Source organism: Aeromonas sp. s9 (genome assembly GCF_040907765.1).
In the GTDB taxonomy this organism is placed as follows: Bacteria; Pseudomonadota; Gammaproteobacteria; order Enterobacterales; family Aeromonadaceae; genus Aeromonas; species Aeromonas caviae.
In genome coordinates this window covers 44,757-59,962 of record NZ_JBFOCK010000100.1, presented here as the reverse complement: position 1 = coordinate 59,962, position 15,206 = coordinate 44,757, and the positions used below count along the sequence as shown (strand labels likewise).

The following is a 15,206-nucleotide window of genomic DNA, read 5'->3' as shown; positions in this document are numbered from 1 at the left end:
TGTAAGAAATCGTGTGGTTCTGGCGGTGACGCAGTGGAGGAGGTCAAGCTGGGGGAGGGTGACGGCGGGGCGTCAGAAACAAGAAGACCCGCTCAGGGAGCGGGTCTTGTGGTGTCAACCGACGGCTTTGAGCAAGGCGGCGTGAGGCTCGTGGCAGATCTGGATATCGAGGGGCAGTTTGTAGAGGAGCAGACGGGCCAGCGAGCCCTCCATCCAGTGATGACGGCTGCCGACCAGCAAGAGGTCGGCGGGGTGAGCGGTCAGCCAGCGCTGGAGATCCGGCACCACGTCATCCACCACCAGGCACTGGTAATCCACCGGATGAGACAGCTGGGTGATGAGTTCACTGATGATCGCCTTGGCATCCAGGGTGCCCTGGGCGCTGCGCTCCTCTTGTGACAGGGACAGACTATTGCGACGGGTCTTGCTGCTGTGGGTCAGGTGCAACAAGGTCAGGTTGGCGCCCAGCCCTTGTGCCAGACGGCTCGCCTTGGCCAGTGTCTCCTGCTCGTAATCCTTGCCTTCCAGCAACAGCACAATATTGGTCGGGCTCATAAGCAGTTCTCCTTGGCAGGTGCGGGTCAGACAGCGGAAGCGCGCTCCCATCCTCCCTTCCCGCGAAATGTCAGCTCAAACGAACCCGGTGTGTTTGCATCAAGCGTCACCTTCTGTCGATGGCAACTGAAGGTACCGAGTCCGTTTACATCATCATAACAGACTGAGTTGAATGGAAAATGAAGGAGTGGGGCCGTTCGATATATGAATGAGTGCAACGAAGATGAGTGGCGTCCTGACCATGGCGATGGAAACCCGACTGGGTGATGACCAGGCTGGCAGGTTCAGACTGAGCATCAAGACACGTGCCGCGGATTAGCCAGGGCAGCCCCTCGTTCTTTCTTGCGGCTCACGGCATGGGTCAACCAGGCCGGCGCCGTCGGCAAGAGGTTTCAACTGGCCAGCGCGATGATGGCACGGTCAATCTGAAAGGGCCGACATGGACGGGAGGGCATCCCTCCCGCCCCGTGGTCAGCTTGCGAGCAACTCACGGGCGTTGGCCAGGGTGTTGTCGGTGATCTGATCGCCCCCCAGCAGGCGGGCCAGTTCGTTGAGCCGGGCACCCGGGGTGAGCGCCTGCATCTGGGTTTCCGTTGTCTTGCCGTCGGTGTGTTTGCTCACCACCATGTGCTGGTGACCCTTGCCTGCCACCTGGGGCAGGTGGGTGACCACCATCACCTGGGTGGATTCGCCGAGCTGGCGCAACAGGCGGCCCACCACGGCGGCGGTCGGGCCGCTGATCCCCACATCCACTTCGTCGAAGATAAGGGTCGGGGTGGAGATCTTGCGTGCACTGATCACCACGATGGCGAGGCTGATACGCGACAGCTCGCCGCCGGAAGCCACCTTGCCAAGGGGTTGGATGGGCTGACCCGGGTTGGTGGTGACCATGAACTCCACCCGATCGATGCCAAGGGGCGAGAGGCTGCTCTGGGCATCGGGTCGCACCTCGATGGCGAAGCGGCCATCTGGCATCGCCAGTTCGTGCATGCTGGCGCTTACCTTTGCGCCCAGCTCCTCGGCATAGCGCTGGCGGCTCTGGCTCAGGGCCTCGGCGGCCTGCACGAAGGCCTGGCGGGCCGAGGCCAGCTCGTCCTCCATCCCCTCGAGTCGCTCCTCGTCGGAGTTGAGGCGGGCCAGATCGGCGGCCAGCTCCTGATGGTGCAGGGCCAGCTCCGCCGGTTTGACATGGTGCTTGCGTGCCAGGTTGATGGCCTTGGAGAGGCGGCTCTCCAGCTCGTTGAAGCGCTCTGGATCCAGTTCCAGCCGGTCGAGATAGCTGCGCAGCTCGCTGTGGCTCTCCTGTACGCCGATCAGCGCTTCGTTGAGCATGCCGAGCACGTTGCCAAGCCGGCTGTCCATGCCGACCAGGGTCTCGGCCCTGTCCACGGCCGTCTGCAGCAGACCGGCGATGGTGGTCTCTTCATTGTCATAGAGCAGATCGAGGCAATACCCGCACTCCTGCATCAGCTCGGTGCCATTGGCGAGCCGCTGATGCTCCTCTTCAATCTCTTCAAACTCTCCCGGCTGAAGGGCAAATTCGTCCAGCTCCTGCACCTGGTATTCGATGAGTTGACGGCGGGCTTCCCGCTGCTGCTGCTCGGCCTTGAGCCGGTTGAGCTCGTTTTGCAACTGGCGCCACTGCTGGTAGTGGCGGCGTACATCGTCGAGGAGCAGATGATGACCGGCGTAGCCGTCCAGCAGGGCGAGCTGGTAATCGGGTTTGAGCAGCATCTGGTGAGCGTGCTGACCGTGGACGTTGACCAGCAGTTGACCCAGGTTCCTGAGCTGGGCGAGGGGGACGGGAACCCCGTTGATATAGCTGCGAGAGCGCCCCTCGGCGGACAGTACCCGCCGGACGATGCACTCACCGTCATTTTCAAGCTCGTTGGTGGCGAGCCAGGCCCGGGCGGCAGGATTACCCTCCAGCAGGAAGCGGGCACTCACCTCGGTCTTGTCGCTGCCCGGGCGCACCATGCTGGCTTCGGCGCGCTCCCCCAGGCACAGCCCCAGAGCATCGATGGCGATGGATTTGCCCGCCCCGGTCTCCCCGGTGATGCAGGTCATCCCCGGTTGCAGATCGAGCTCGAGAAACTTGACGATGGCGAAGTTGTTGACGGTCAGCTGGGTCAGCATGGTCTCATCCTGTATGGGTCAACATTACTGTCTATGCATCCAGTATATACTGGTCTTATATACAGTAAAGTGGGCAGGGAGGATTTTTGCGAAACAGGGGGAGGGCAAGGATGTCAAGGCCGCGGCATGGGTGTGACGCCGATCAGATGGCCTGCAAAATCAACCTGCGTACCTGGCATGGGCTGAGGCGATGCGAGAAGCCACCTTGAGGGGCTCTCTTGTGGTGAGTAGCGGGTTGAGACACACTCGAAACAGTCCTGGTTGAGCCTGGGCTGTGCACAGACCTCTTCGCAAGGATGCGTCACGATGATCCATACCCCGACCCTGCTGCTGATCTCCCTGGCAATCAACCTGATGTCGGGGCTGATCATGTTGTTCATCCACTCCCTGAAGCCGGGTCGAGGCAACTTTCTGTACTGGTCCCTCTCCGCTTTTCTCTTCTCCCTCTCCATCCTGCTGCTCAGTCTGGGGGTGTTGGGCGGCCATCCGGCGCTGGGCATCCGGGTCGGCGGCCTGGTCTCGCTCATGAGCATCCTGCTGTTGCTCGCCGGTTTTTGTGCGCTTTACGAGCGCGCATGGCATCCCCGTGCCGTGGGGGGAGGCGTGGCGGTGTTGCTGCTGCTCTATCTGGGACTGTCCAGCCTCGCCCCCGTGCGCATTGTGCTGGCCCTGATGGAGTCGATGTTGTACCTGTGGTGCGCCTGCCTCATCGTCTCTCTCGGCCGGCAACAGAAGCGGGTGCTCCATGTGGTGGCGCTCATTTACCTGCTGCATTTCACCATCCTGCTGAGTCAGGGGGGGCTGATCTTGCTGGGAGTCGAAGAGCGGATGGGGGACGGAGGTTGGCTCGATCTCATCTTCTTCATGCACATGGTGCTGACCATCGGCTCGGTGTTGTTGCTGCCTCTGGTGGCCTATGTGGAGACGGAGGAGGCATTGCTGGCGCTCTCGGAGCGGGATCCCCTCACCGGGGTACTCAATCGGCGTGGCCTCTTCAGGCAGGGAGAGGGTACTACGCCTGGCCAGACGCGCTGCGTGGTGGTCCTGGACATCGATCACTTCAAGCGGGTCAACGACCAGTTTGGTCACGGCTGCGGGGATGAGGTCATTCGCTATGTGGCCGGGGTGCTGGTGGCCGAGGTACGCAAGGGTGATCTGGTGGGGCGCATCGGTGGCGAGGAGTTCGCCATCATCATGGGGGGCGTGAGCGGCCAGATGGCCCGCGACATCTGTGACCGGATCCGCCGTCAGATAGAGACGGGCTCCCGGCAGGGGGCCTGCCTGCCGTGCGAGGGGGTCACGGTGAGCATGGGGGTCGTGTGCGCCAGTGCCGAGGCTGACCTGGCACTGATGCTGACAAAAGCCGATGCTGCCATGTACCGGGTGAAGGAAGCGGGGAGAAACGGGGTGCATCTGGCATTCGAGCAGGCACCGCCTCGGCTGGTCGAAAGCAGCGAGGGGTAGACCCTCGCCACCGGTGTTGCCTGGCTAGAAGAGCTTGCTGCCCCAACCGAGCTTGTTGCGCAGCACGTGGAAGTAGCTGTAATCCAGCGGATGCACCAGATGCAGCTTGTGGCTGCTCTTCTTGATGAGGATCTCGTCCCCCGGGTGGACCGCCAGGGTGACCTGGCCGTCGCAGCTCACCTGCATGGCGTCGTCCTGGTTGTCCGGCGAGACCAGCAGCCGCACTTCGCTGTCCGCATCCAGCACGATGGGGCGGCTGCTCAGGGTGTGCGGGAACATGGGCACCAGCGTGATGGCGTTTAGTTTGGGGGTGAGAATGGCGCCCCCTGCCGACAGGGAGTAGGCGGTGGAGCCGGTGGGTGTCGCCACTATGATGCCGTCCGAGCGCTGGCTGTACATGAAGCTGCCGTCGATGTAGACCTCGAACTCGATCATGTGGGCGATCTTGCCCGGGTGAAGCACCGCCTCGTTGACCGCGAGGTTGCTCGACTTGCGCTCCCCGTGGCGATAGACGGCGGCCTCCAGCAGGAAGCGATGCTCGCTCTTGAAGTGACCCGAGAGCACCTGCTCCAGGGGCAGCAGATAATCCTGGGGCGAGAGGTCGGTCAGGAAGCCGAGGTTGCCCCGGTTCACCCCGATCACCGCCACATCGAACCGTGACAGCACCCGGGCGGCCCCCAGCATGTTGCCGTCACCGCCGACGACGATGGCGAGATCCGCCTGCTCGCCGAGCTGCACCAGATCCATCACGTTCTCCCCGAGCAGCCCCAGGGTATGGGCCACCCGGCTCTCCAGCAGCACGCGAAAGCCGCGGCTGGTCAGGTACTGGTACAGGCCGGTCAGGGTCTGGTTGGCCCCCTCGTGATGGGGCTTGCCGATGAGGGCAACGGTTTTGAACGGAGAATCCATAGGTTATCGGGTCTGGGAGAGTCTTGGGGGGGAGTATACCGCGCTTTGCCGGGGATTTGTCTGCCTCCGTGGCGGTTGGTGCAATCGGCCCCGAAAAGGGGCTGCCTGGCACGCGGATGGGCGCCATTGTGCCCGATCTGCCCTTTTCCCCTTGAAAGCCGGGGCTGTGTCCCCATAATAGCGCCAACACAGGGTCTGCTGGCGCGTGTCGCTTGTCTGAACGCCAGCCACCCTCACACGCAACCCCTGAATATTGGAGATGTCATGAGCCACGAAGAACAAAAGGTTGAAGCGATGGAGCAAGTGGAAGCCCAGCCAGTCGAGCCGACCGATGTAGACAGTGAAGTGACAGCCGAGCAGGCCCGCATCGCCGAGCTGGAGGCCCAGCTGGAGGCGGCCCAGCAGGCCTCCCTGGAAGAGCGCGAGCGCGCCATTCGCGCCGTCGCCGAGATGGAGAACCTGCGTCGCCGTGCCGCTCAGGACGTGGAGAAAGCCCACAAGTTTGCACTGGAGAAGTTCGCCGCAGAGCTCTTGCCGGTGCTGGACAACCTGGAGCGCGCCATCGAGCTGGCGGACAAGGAGAACGACACCCTCAAGCCGATGATTGAAGGGGTCGAGCTGACCCTGAAATCCATGCAGAGCGGCGTGGCCAAGTTCGGCCTGGTGGCGCTGGACCCGACCAACCAGCCGTTCGACCCCAATGCCCACCAGGCCATGAGCATGGTGCCCAGTGCCGACGTGGCGCCGAACACCGTGATCGCCGTGATGCAGAAGGGCTACGAGCTCAACGGCCGCGTCATCCGTCCGGCCATGGTGATGGTCTCCAAGTCCGCTGACTGATCACGCTGTTCTCACCAAGCCCGCCGCTTGGCGGGCTTTTTGTTGGATGTGGCGCCAAAAAAACGTGTCTGGCGTCATTTGGCTGTCAGGTGGCCTGTATGCAGGTTTTTTCAGGGCCGGACTTGAAGCGCCGACTTGAGACCCCATATAGGTTGCAAGGCCACGGCGGCACAAAAAATTTGATGCCGGGAGCTTGAAAGCCACAGTGGCAGGCCCCACCTAGCCGTTAACGTATCAAGGCGAGCCCCTCGCCAGTTTATTCAAAGTATTTGGAGATTCGTCAAATGGGTAAAATCATCGGTATTGACCTGGGTACTACCAACTCCTGCGTCGCTATTCTGGATGGCGACCATGCTCGCGTGATCGAGAACGCGGAAGGCGACCGTACTACTCCGTCCATCATTGCCTATGCCGATGACGGCGAAATCCTGGTTGGTCAGCCGGCCAAGCGCCAAGCCATCACCAACCCGAAGAACACGCTGTTCGCCATCAAGCGTCTGATCGGCCGTCGTTTCGAAGATGACGAAGTACAACGTGACCTGAAAATCATGCCGTACGCCATCGCCAAGGCCGACAACGGTGACGCCTGGGTTGAAGTGAAAGGCAAGAAAATGGCACCGCCGCAGATCTCTGCCGAAGTGCTGAAAAAGATGAAGAAGACCGCCGAGGACTACCTGGGCGAGCCGGTGACCGAAGCCGTCATCACCGTACCGGCCTACTTCAACGACGCCCAGCGTCAGGCCACCAAGGATGCCGGTCGCATCGCCGGTCTGGATGTAAAACGCATCATCAACGAGCCGACTGCGGCTGCGTTTGCCTACGGCGTCAACAAGGTCAAGGGTGAGCGCAAGGTTGCTGTATATGACTTAGGGGGCGGTACCTTCGATATCTCCATTATCGAGATCGACGAAGTCGAAGGGGAAACCACCTTCGAAGTACTGGCGACCAACGGTAACACCCACCTGGGTGGTGAAGACTTCGACAACCGCGTCATCAACTACCTGGTTGACGAGTTCAAGCGCGAGCAGGGCATTGACCTGCGCAACGACCAGCTGGCTCTGCAACGTCTGAAAGACGCAGCCGAAAAAGCCAAGATCGAACTCTCTTCTGCCCAGCAGACCGACGTGAACCTGCCGTACATCACAGCAGATGCCACCGGTCCGAAGCACATGAACATCAAGGTGACCCGCGCCAAGCTGGAATCCCTGGTGGAAGACATGGTGAAAGACTCCCTGGAGCCGGTTCGTGTCGCCCTGAAAGACTCCGGTCTGGCGGTTGGCGAGATCGACGACGTCATCCTGGTGGGCGGTCAGACCCGTATGCCGCTGGTTCAGAAGACCGTGGCCGACTTCTTCGGCAAAGAGCCGCGCAAAGACGTCAACCCGGACGAAGCCGTGGCCATGGGTGCTGCCATCCAGGGTGCCGTGCTGTCCGGTGACAAGACCGACGTACTGCTGCTGGACGTGACTCCGCTCTCCCTGGGGATCGAGACCATGGGCAGCGTGATGACCGCGCTCATCGAGAAGAACACCACCATTCCGACCAAGAAGTCCCAGGTGTTCTCCACCGCCGAAGACAACCAGTCTGCCGTGACCATTCACGTGCTGCAGGGTGAGCGCAAGCGCGCCAGCGACAACAAGTCCCTGGGCCAGTTCAACCTGGAAGGCATCCGCCCGGCACCGCGCGGTCTGCCGCAGATCGAAGTGACCTTCGACATCGACGCCAACGGCATCCTGCACGTCTCCGCCAAAGACAAGGAGACCAACAAGGAGCAGAAGATCACCATCCAGGCCTCTTCCGGTCTGTCTGATGACGAGATCGAACGCATGGTACGCGAAGCCGAAGCCAACGCGGCCGAGGACAAGAAGTTCGAAGAGCTGGTGCAGGCCCGCAACCAGGCTGACGGTCTGGTCCACTCCGTGCGCAAGCAGGTCACCGAAGCCGGTGAAGCCCTGCCTGCCGACGAGAAGACCAAGATCGAGGCTGCCCTGAGCGAGCTGGAATCCGCCATCAAGGGTGACGACAAGGCTGCCATCGAAGCCAAACAGCAGGCTCTGCTGGAAGCGTCCCAGAAGCTGATGGAAATTGCCCAGCAGCAGGCTCAGGCGCAAGGCGCCGCCGGTGCTGACGCCGGTCAGTCCTCCTCTTCTGCCAAGGCTGACGACGACGTGGTCGACGCCGAGTTCGAAGAAGTGAAAGACGACAAGAAGTAAGCCCGACCCGGATGGGCGAAGTCCGCTTCGCCCATCGGCTCAGAATCTGTTCACGGTCTGTCGCGAGAGGCCGTCAGCAAGGTAAAGAGCAGCGCAGGAACCGGAGCGTATAGATATACGTGAGGATTCCGAGCAGCACATGAGCCTTGATCACGGCTTCGTAGTAAGAGTGTGAGCAGATTCGTCAATGAATTTACGGGCGTTGGGTAACCAACGCCCGTCTGCGTAACTGCTGATATAGCAACAGGATGAGTATGTCGAAGCGCGATTTCTACGAAGTGCTCGGGGTGTCGAAAGGTGCCGACGAGCGCGAGATCAAGAAGGCGTACAAGCGTCTGGCCATGAAGTATCACCCGGATCGCAACCAGGGTGATGCCGGGGCTGAAGAGAAGTTCAAAGAGGTCAAGGAAGCCTACGAGGTCCTGACCGACGAGAACCTGCGTGCCCGTTATGACCAGTACGGTCATGCCGGGGTGGATCCGAGCCAGGGTGGCGGCCACGGCGGCTTTGGCGGTGGTGCCGATTTCGGCGATATCTTCGGCGACGTGTTTGGCGACATCTTCGGTGGTCGCGGGGGCGGTCGTCGCGGCCCGGCCCGTGGCGCCGATCTGCGCTACAACATGGAGTTGACGCTGGAAGAGGCGGTGCGCGGGGTCTCCAAGGAGATCAAGATCCCGACCCAGGTCCACTGCGAAGTGTGCAACGGCTCCGGTGCCCATACCGGAAGCCAGGCCCAGACCTGCCCCACCTGCCACGGCTCCGGCCAGGTGCAGATGCGCCAGGGCTTCTTCGCGGTGCAGCAGCCCTGCCCCCACTGTCACGGTCGCGGCAAGATCATCAAGGATCCGTGCCGCAAGTGCCATGGGGAAGGGCGCTACCAGAAGACCAAGACCCTGTCGGTCAAGATCCCGGCCGGGGTCGATACCGGGGATCGCATCCGTCTCTCCGGCGAAGGGGAAGCGGGGGAAACCGGCGCATCGGCGGGGGATCTCTACGTACAGGTTCATGTGCGCGAGCACGAGATCTTCGTCCGTGACGGCAACGACCTCTACTGCGAAGTGCCCATCAGCTTCACCACGGCGGCGCTCGGCGGCGAGATTGAAGTGCCGACCCTGGATGGCCGGGTCAAGCTCAAGGTGACCCCGGAGACCCAGACCGGCAAGCTGTTCCGCCTGCGGGGCAAGGGCGTCAAGTCCGTGCGCTCCGGCCAGGTAGGGGATCTGATGTGCAAGGTGGTGATCGAGACTCCGGTCAAGCTGACCGAGACCCAGAAAGATCTGCTGCGCCAGCTGGACGACTCCTTCAGCGGCGCCGCTGCCAAGACCCACAAGCCGAAATCCGAAGGCTTCTTCGAAGGGGTGAAACGCTTCTTCGACGACCTGACCAAATAAACGCGACCCGCGTTACCCAAGCCGGCACGGATGTGCCGGCTTTTTTTTTGCCCGCCATCTGGCCTGGATCCCCCCTTATTGAGTGGATCCCGATGAGGGATCCTCCTCACAACTTCCGCCAATTCCCCCTGTACAAATGTTATCCCGCTCACACTCCTGCTGAAACGGTTTAGCTGGCATATTGAGTCAGCTAAAGCGGTTTAGCTATCCTCGGCTTGTCAACAACAACAGAGCCCGGACGGGCGACAGAAGACAGGTGAGGACGATGACGATGTTCAAGAGCAAGTTGGCGCTGGCCGTGGCGCTGGGATTGGGAATGAGCAGCCCGCTGTGGGCGGCGGATGGTGGTATCGAAGCCAGGCTGGCGGCGCTGGAGGCGCGGGTGCAGGCAGCCGAGGCGCGCGCCACCGCTGCCGAAGCGCGGGCCGATGAGGCCCAGAGCAAGGCGAGCGAAGCCCGCGAGACCGCCGCCGTGGCCAAGGCCCAGAGCGAGAAGGTGGACAAGCAGACTGCCGGTGCCCAGGGCTTCGAGTTCCACGGCTATGCCCGCTCGGGCCTGCTGGTGAACGGCAACGGCAACGGTGGCCGCGGCGGCCCCTACATCACCCCGGCCGGCTCGGTGGGCGGCGCCGTGGGTCGCCTTGGCAACGAGGATGACACCTACATGGAGGCCAACCTGCTGAAGACCCAGACCTTCGACGATGGCAGCTGGGCCCGCTACAAGCTGATGCTGGCGGACGGGGTGGAGACCAGCAACGACTGGACCGCCAGCGATTCCAGCCTCAACACCCGCCAGGTGTTTGCCGAAATCGGCGATCTGGCGAGCTTCAGCGGTCCTTTCCAGCACTCGGTGCTCTGGGCGGGCAAGCGCTTTGACCGGGACAACTTCGACATCCACTGGCTCGACTCGGACGTGGTCTTCCTGGCCGGCACCGGCGGCGGCGTCTACGACGTGCAGCTGGCCGACAGCTGGAAGGCAAACTTCTCCCTCTACGGGCGCGACTACGGCGACATCAGCGCGAGCGGTCTCTCCGACATCGAGAGCTACATCCTCACCATGAACAACCGCGTTGGCAACTGGCAGTGGATGCTGAACGGCCTCTCCGCCAAGGACAACGAGGCGCGCATCAATGACGGCGGCGCGGGCAGCGAAGCGGCGAACAAGGGGGCTCACACCCTGCTGGCCTACCACGCCGACAGCTTCTTTGGCATCAACCCCGGTTTCTCCAAGGCGGCGGTGCTGTATGGCCACGGTCTGGGTGCCGAGCTCAAGGGGCTGGGCTCCGACAGCGAGCTGCTGCCGGATGCCGATGCGGTGCGGGTCGCCGTGTTTGGCGCCACCGATCTTGCGCCGCGCTGGCGTGTGGCCCCGGCCCTGCTGGCCGAGCACAGCCAGGATCGTTACGTGAAAGGGGACGAGTACCGCTGGGTGACCCTCAATGGCCGCCTGGCCCAGGTGCTGAGCCAGAACGTCGAGCTGGTCTACGAGGCGACCTGGCAGTACATGGACCTCGATCCCAAGGGCTACAAGGGTCGTCAGGCGGTGAGCGGCGATTTCACCAAGCTCACCTTCGCGCCGACTTTCAAGGCGCAGACCGCCGGTTTCTTCGAGCGGCCCGAGCTTCGGGTGTTCGCCACCTGGATGGACTGGTCCTCCGAGCTCGACAACTACGCCAACTCCGATGCCATGGGCCAGAGCAACTTCACCGCCGGGGGCGAGTGGAACTTCGGCGTGCAGATGGAAACCTGGTTCTAGTTCGTTATCCCGATCACAAAAATGGCAGGCGGCCCCGGGATCTGTTGGTTAGCTAAAACGGTTTAGCTGATAATGCGGACCCAGAACCCGGGGCTGATCCCGGCAAATCCTGTGCAGCAGTGGAGTAGCAACAAGGTGACGAATCGTGTGTGGGTAATGGGGGATGCGGTAGTGGACTTGATCCCGGAAGGGGAGCAGCACTACCTCAAGTGTCCGGGTGGCGCACCGGCCAACGTGGCGGTGGGCGTTGCCCGGCTCGGCGGGGAGTCGGCCTTCATCGGCCGGGTCGGCGCGGATCCCTTCGGCCGCTTCATGGGGGAGACCCTGGCCAGGGAGGGGGTCGACATTCGCTACCTGATCCAGGATCCGGCCCATCGCACCAGCACGGTGCTGGTGGATCTCGATGAGGCGGGGGAGCGTAGCTTCACCTTCATGGTGCGCCCGAGCGCCGATCAGTTCCTGAGCCCCGCCGATCTGCCGGTCTTCCAGGCCGGGCAGTGGCTGCTGACCTGCTCCATTGCGCTCGCCAACGAGCCGGTGCGCAGCAGTTGCCTGCAAGCCATGGCGACCATCCGGGCCGTCGGGGGGCGGGTCTGCTTCGACCCCAACCTGAGGCCAGAGGTGTGGGGCAACCCTGCCGAGATGCTGCCCGTGGTGCGCGAGGCCATGGCCCTTGCAGACGTGGTCAAGCTCTCGGTGGAGGAGCTGCAACTGCTGAGCGGTCTGGACGATCTGGCGGCGGGGCTTGCCACTCTTTCAGGCCCGGCACTGGTGCTGGTGACCCGGGGGGCGGGGGGCGTGGTGGCCCGTCTGGGTGGCGAGTTGCTGGAGTGGGTGGGGCCCAAAGTGACGCCACTCGATACCACGGGGGCGGGGGACGCCTTCGTCGCCGGGCTGCTGGCGGCCTTGGCCGAACGGACCTCGCTGCCGACGCTGGCCGAGCTGCCCGCCATTCTGGCTCAGGCCCACGGCTGCGGGGCGCTCGCCACCACCGCCAAGGGGGCGATGACGGCACTGCCCACCCGCACCCGGCTGGATGAATTTTTGCGATCAGGCGCAGACGGCTGTTGATCTGCGGCTAGAAGCCCGGCTCGACAGCCCCTACTCTCATGTGATAAGGGCCCGCCAGCGTGGCGGGTCATAAGAGGAAGAATATGAATATCAGTGCGATAGCCCAGGATCTGGTGCCCCTGCTCGGGGGCAAGGAGAACATCGTCAGCGCCGCCCACTGCGCCACCCGGCTGCGGCTGGTGCTGGCGGACGACAGCAAGGTGAACAAGGCCGCCATCGACAAGCTGGAAGGGGTCAAGGGGTGCTTCAGCAACGCCGGCCAGATCCAGGTGATCTTCGGCACCGGCCTGGTCAACAAGGTCTATGCGGAGTTCGTCACCCTGACCGGGACCGGCACCGCCAGCAAGGCGGAGCTGACCGACATGGCGACGGCCAAGCTCAACGTGGCCCAGCGTCTGGCGCGGACCCTCTCCAACATCTTCGTACCCATCATTCCGGCCATCGTCGCCTCCGGCCTGCTGATGGGGCTGCTCGGCATGGTGCGCACCTACGGCTGGGTCAACGCCGACAGCGCCCTGTTCGTCATGCTCGACATGTTCAGCTCGGCAGCCTTCATCATCCTGCCGATCCTCATCGGTTTTACGGCGGCGCGCGAATTCGGCGGCAACCCCTATCTGGGGGCGACCCTCGGCGGCATTCTCACCCACCCGGCCCTGACCAACGCCTGGGGCGTGGCCGGGGGTTTCAAGACCATGGATTTCTTCGGCCTGGATGTCGCCATGATCGGCTACCAGGGCACCGTCTTCCCGGTGCTCCTGGCGGTCTGGTTCATGTCCCACCTGGAGAAGCAGCTGCGCAAGCGCATCCCTGACGCACTGGATCTCATCCTCACCCCGTTTTTGACCGTCATCATCACCGGCTTCGTGGCGCTGCTTTTCATCGGCCCCGCCGGACGGGTGCTGGGGGATGGCATCTCGTTCGGTCTGAGCGCCCTCTATGAGCAGGCAGGCTGGCTGGCGGGTCTGGTGTTTGGCGGGACTTATTCCCTTATCGTCATCACCGGCATCCACCACAGCTTCCACGCCATCGAGGCGGGGCTGCTGGCCAACCCTGCCATCGGCGTCAACTTCCTGCTGCCCATCTGGGCCATGGCCAACGTGGCCCAGGGTGGGGCTTGCCTCGCGGTCTACTTCAAGACCCGCGATGTGAAGATCAAGGCCATCACGGTGCCGGCGGCCATGTCCTGCCTGCTCGGCATCACCGAGGCGGCGATCTTCGGGGTCAACCTGCGCTACATCAAGCCCTTCCTGGCCGGTCTGTTCGGCGGGGCCTGCGGCGGCGCCTACGTGGTGGCGGCCAAGGTCGGCATGACGGCGGTGGGCCTGACCGGCATCCCGGGCATGGCCATCGTCCAGCCCATGAGCCTCATCCACTACGTCATCGGTCTGGTGATCGCCTTTGGCGCCGCTTTCGCTGCCTCCTACCTGCTCAAGTACAAGGTGGAGTGATGAAGGAAAGCCATCTCCTGAACCAGGTTGTCCGGTCCCTGCTGGCCGGACAGCTCAAGGCGGCGGCCGATCCCCATCGGCCCCGCTGGCATCTGGCAGCCCCGGTGGGGCTGCTCAACGATCCCAACGGCTTCATCGAGCACGACGGGCGCTACCATCTTTTCTACCAGTGGAACCCGCTCGGTTGCGAGCACCGCAACAAGGGCTGGGGGCATGTCACCTCCACCGATCTGCTGCACTGGCAGCACGAGCCGGTGGCGCTGCTGCCCACCGAGGCCTATGAGAGCCACGGCTGCTATTCGGGCTCGGCGGTGAGCGACGAGCAGGGGAGTCTGACCCTTATCTACACCGGCAACGTCAAATACCCGGACGGCAGCCGCACCGCCTACCAGTGTCTGGCCCGCGCCGACGGTGCGGGGGGCTTTGCCAAGCTGGGCCCTGTGCTGGACCTGCCCGCAGGCTACAGCGGCCATGTGCGCGACCCCAAGGTGTGGCACGACGGTCGGCAGTGGCTGATGGTGCTGGGGGCCCGCACCCTGGACGATCGGGGTGAGGTGCTGCTCTATCGCGGTGACACCCTGGATGCCTGGACGCTGGTGGGTTCCATCGCCGGCAGCGGGCGCGGCGGTCTCGGGGAGTTTGGCTATATGTGGGAGTGCCCGGACCTCTTCCCCCTGGGAGATCGCCATGTGCTGATCAGCTGCCCGCAGGGGATTGCCCCGCAGGGAGAGGATTATCGCAACCTCTACCAGTGCGGCTGGCTGGCGGGTGACTTCGACGGGACGCATTTCGCCCACGGGGCTTTCCATGAACTGGACCGGGGATTCGAGTTCTATGCCCCCCAGACTACCCAGGACAGCCAGGGGCGGCGCCTGCTGTTCGGTTGGCTGGGCTTGCCGGAGGAGAACGAGATGAGCCAGCCCACTCTCGAGCACGGCTGGATCCACCAGATGAGCTGCCCGCGGGAGCTGTTCTGGCAGGATGAGTGGCTCTGCCAGCGGCCGGTGGCTGAGCTGGGCGCCCTGAAAGGGGAGCAGACCCGCTTCGAGGGGGCGCCGGATGAGCTGCCTGCACTGGCCATCGACTCGGCCTGGCTCGATCTGGCGTTGTGCGGTGAAGGGCGCCTCGGGTTCGGGGCCGTGGTCGAGCTGTGCTGGCAGCCGGGGCGTCTTGTGCTGCGTCGCCAGAACTGGCAGAGCGGGGAGTGGGAGGAGCGAAGCGCCCCCTGGCTTGGGGGCAAGATCACCGTCTTGTGTGACCGCTCCAGCCTGGAGTGCTTCGTCGATGGCGGGCGCCAGAGCTTGTCGACCCGTTACTTCCCCGGCGAAAACCCAGTACTTTCCGCACGTTGCGGTGGTGATGGCAGCAAAATTTGCCTCGATCACTGGCCGCTGGCGACCTGCCTAGTACAATAGCCCGGTCT

11 protein-coding genes are annotated in these 15,206 nt (G+C 63.2%); 8 read left to right on the top strand and 3 right to left on the bottom strand.

The genetic code is table 11. The annotated features are described in order from the left end of the window. Window positions 1–114 precede the first annotated feature (114 nt). Together AB5Y54_RS19225 and recN are read right to left on the bottom strand one after the other, a co-directional pair. The gene (locus AB5Y54_RS19225; RefSeq protein ID WP_049636816.1) at window positions 115–555 is read right to left on the bottom strand and encodes a universal stress protein; all 441 of its coding nucleotides are present in this window, start codon (window positions 553–555) and stop codon (window positions 115–117) included. A gap of 471 nt (window positions 556–1,026) precedes the next feature. After that, a complete protein-coding gene (gene recN, locus AB5Y54_RS19220) occupies window positions 1,027–2,691 on the bottom strand; it encodes a DNA repair protein RecN (protein ID WP_042014248.1) in 1,665 nt (554 codons plus the stop codon). Window positions 2,692–2,997: 306 nt separating this feature from the next. Between recN and AB5Y54_RS19215 the strand changes: the two genes are divergently transcribed. Then, complete coding sequence (locus tag AB5Y54_RS19215; RefSeq protein WP_368154201.1) at window positions 2,998–4,155, top strand: GGDEF domain-containing protein; 1,158 nt, start codon at window positions 2,998–3,000, stop codon at window positions 4,153–4,155. Window positions 4,156–4,179: 24 nt separating this feature from the next. On the opposite strand, the gene nadK is transcribed toward AB5Y54_RS19215, so the two are convergent. Further along, window positions 4,180–5,064: an NAD(+) kinase gene (gene nadK / locus AB5Y54_RS19210; protein WP_010673644.1), complete on the bottom strand. Its 885-nt coding sequence runs from the start codon at window positions 5,062–5,064 to the stop codon at window positions 4,180–4,182. A 264-nt stretch (window positions 5,065–5,328) separates the two neighbouring features. Between nadK and grpE the strand changes: the two genes are divergently transcribed. From grpE to AB5Y54_RS19175, 7 genes are all read left to right on the top strand, one after another. Continuing rightward, window positions 5,329–5,904: a nucleotide exchange factor GrpE gene (grpE, locus tag AB5Y54_RS19205; RefSeq protein WP_029314044.1), complete on the top strand. Its 576-nt coding sequence runs from the start codon at window positions 5,329–5,331 to the stop codon at window positions 5,902–5,904. Window positions 5,905–6,188: 284 nt separating this feature from the next. Beyond that, a complete protein-coding gene (gene dnaK / locus AB5Y54_RS19200; RefSeq protein WP_368154199.1) occupies window positions 6,189–8,117 on the top strand; it encodes a molecular chaperone DnaK in 1,929 nt (642 codons plus the stop codon). 254 nt (window positions 8,118–8,371) lie between these two features. Then, a complete protein-coding gene (gene dnaJ, locus AB5Y54_RS19195; RefSeq protein WP_010673647.1) occupies window positions 8,372–9,508 on the top strand; it encodes a molecular chaperone DnaJ in 1,137 nt (378 codons plus the stop codon). 265 nt (window positions 9,509–9,773) lie between these two features. Continuing rightward, window positions 9,774–11,264 carry a carbohydrate porin gene (locus AB5Y54_RS19190; RefSeq protein WP_201933477.1) on the top strand — a complete coding sequence of 497 codons (1,491 nt, stop codon included), beginning with the start codon at window positions 9,774–9,776 and terminating at the stop codon, window positions 11,262–11,264. 111 nt (window positions 11,265–11,375) lie between these two features. Next, window positions 11,376–12,335 carry an aminoimidazole riboside kinase gene (locus tag AB5Y54_RS19185; RefSeq protein WP_368154212.1) on the top strand — a complete coding sequence of 320 codons (960 nt, stop codon included), beginning with the start codon at window positions 11,376–11,378 and terminating at the stop codon, window positions 12,333–12,335. 83 nt (window positions 12,336–12,418) lie between these two features. Next, complete coding sequence (locus tag AB5Y54_RS19180; RefSeq protein WP_041214803.1) at window positions 12,419–13,783, top strand: sucrose-specific PTS transporter subunit IIBC; 1,365 nt, start codon at window positions 12,419–12,421, stop codon at window positions 13,781–13,783. After that, a complete protein-coding gene (locus AB5Y54_RS19175) occupies window positions 13,783–15,198 on the top strand; it encodes a sucrose-6-phosphate hydrolase (RefSeq protein WP_069785325.1) in 1,416 nt (471 codons plus the stop codon). Before AB5Y54_RS19180 ends, AB5Y54_RS19175 begins: the two co-directional genes overlap by 1 nt. The last annotated feature ends 8 nt before the right edge of the window (window positions 15,199–15,206 follow it).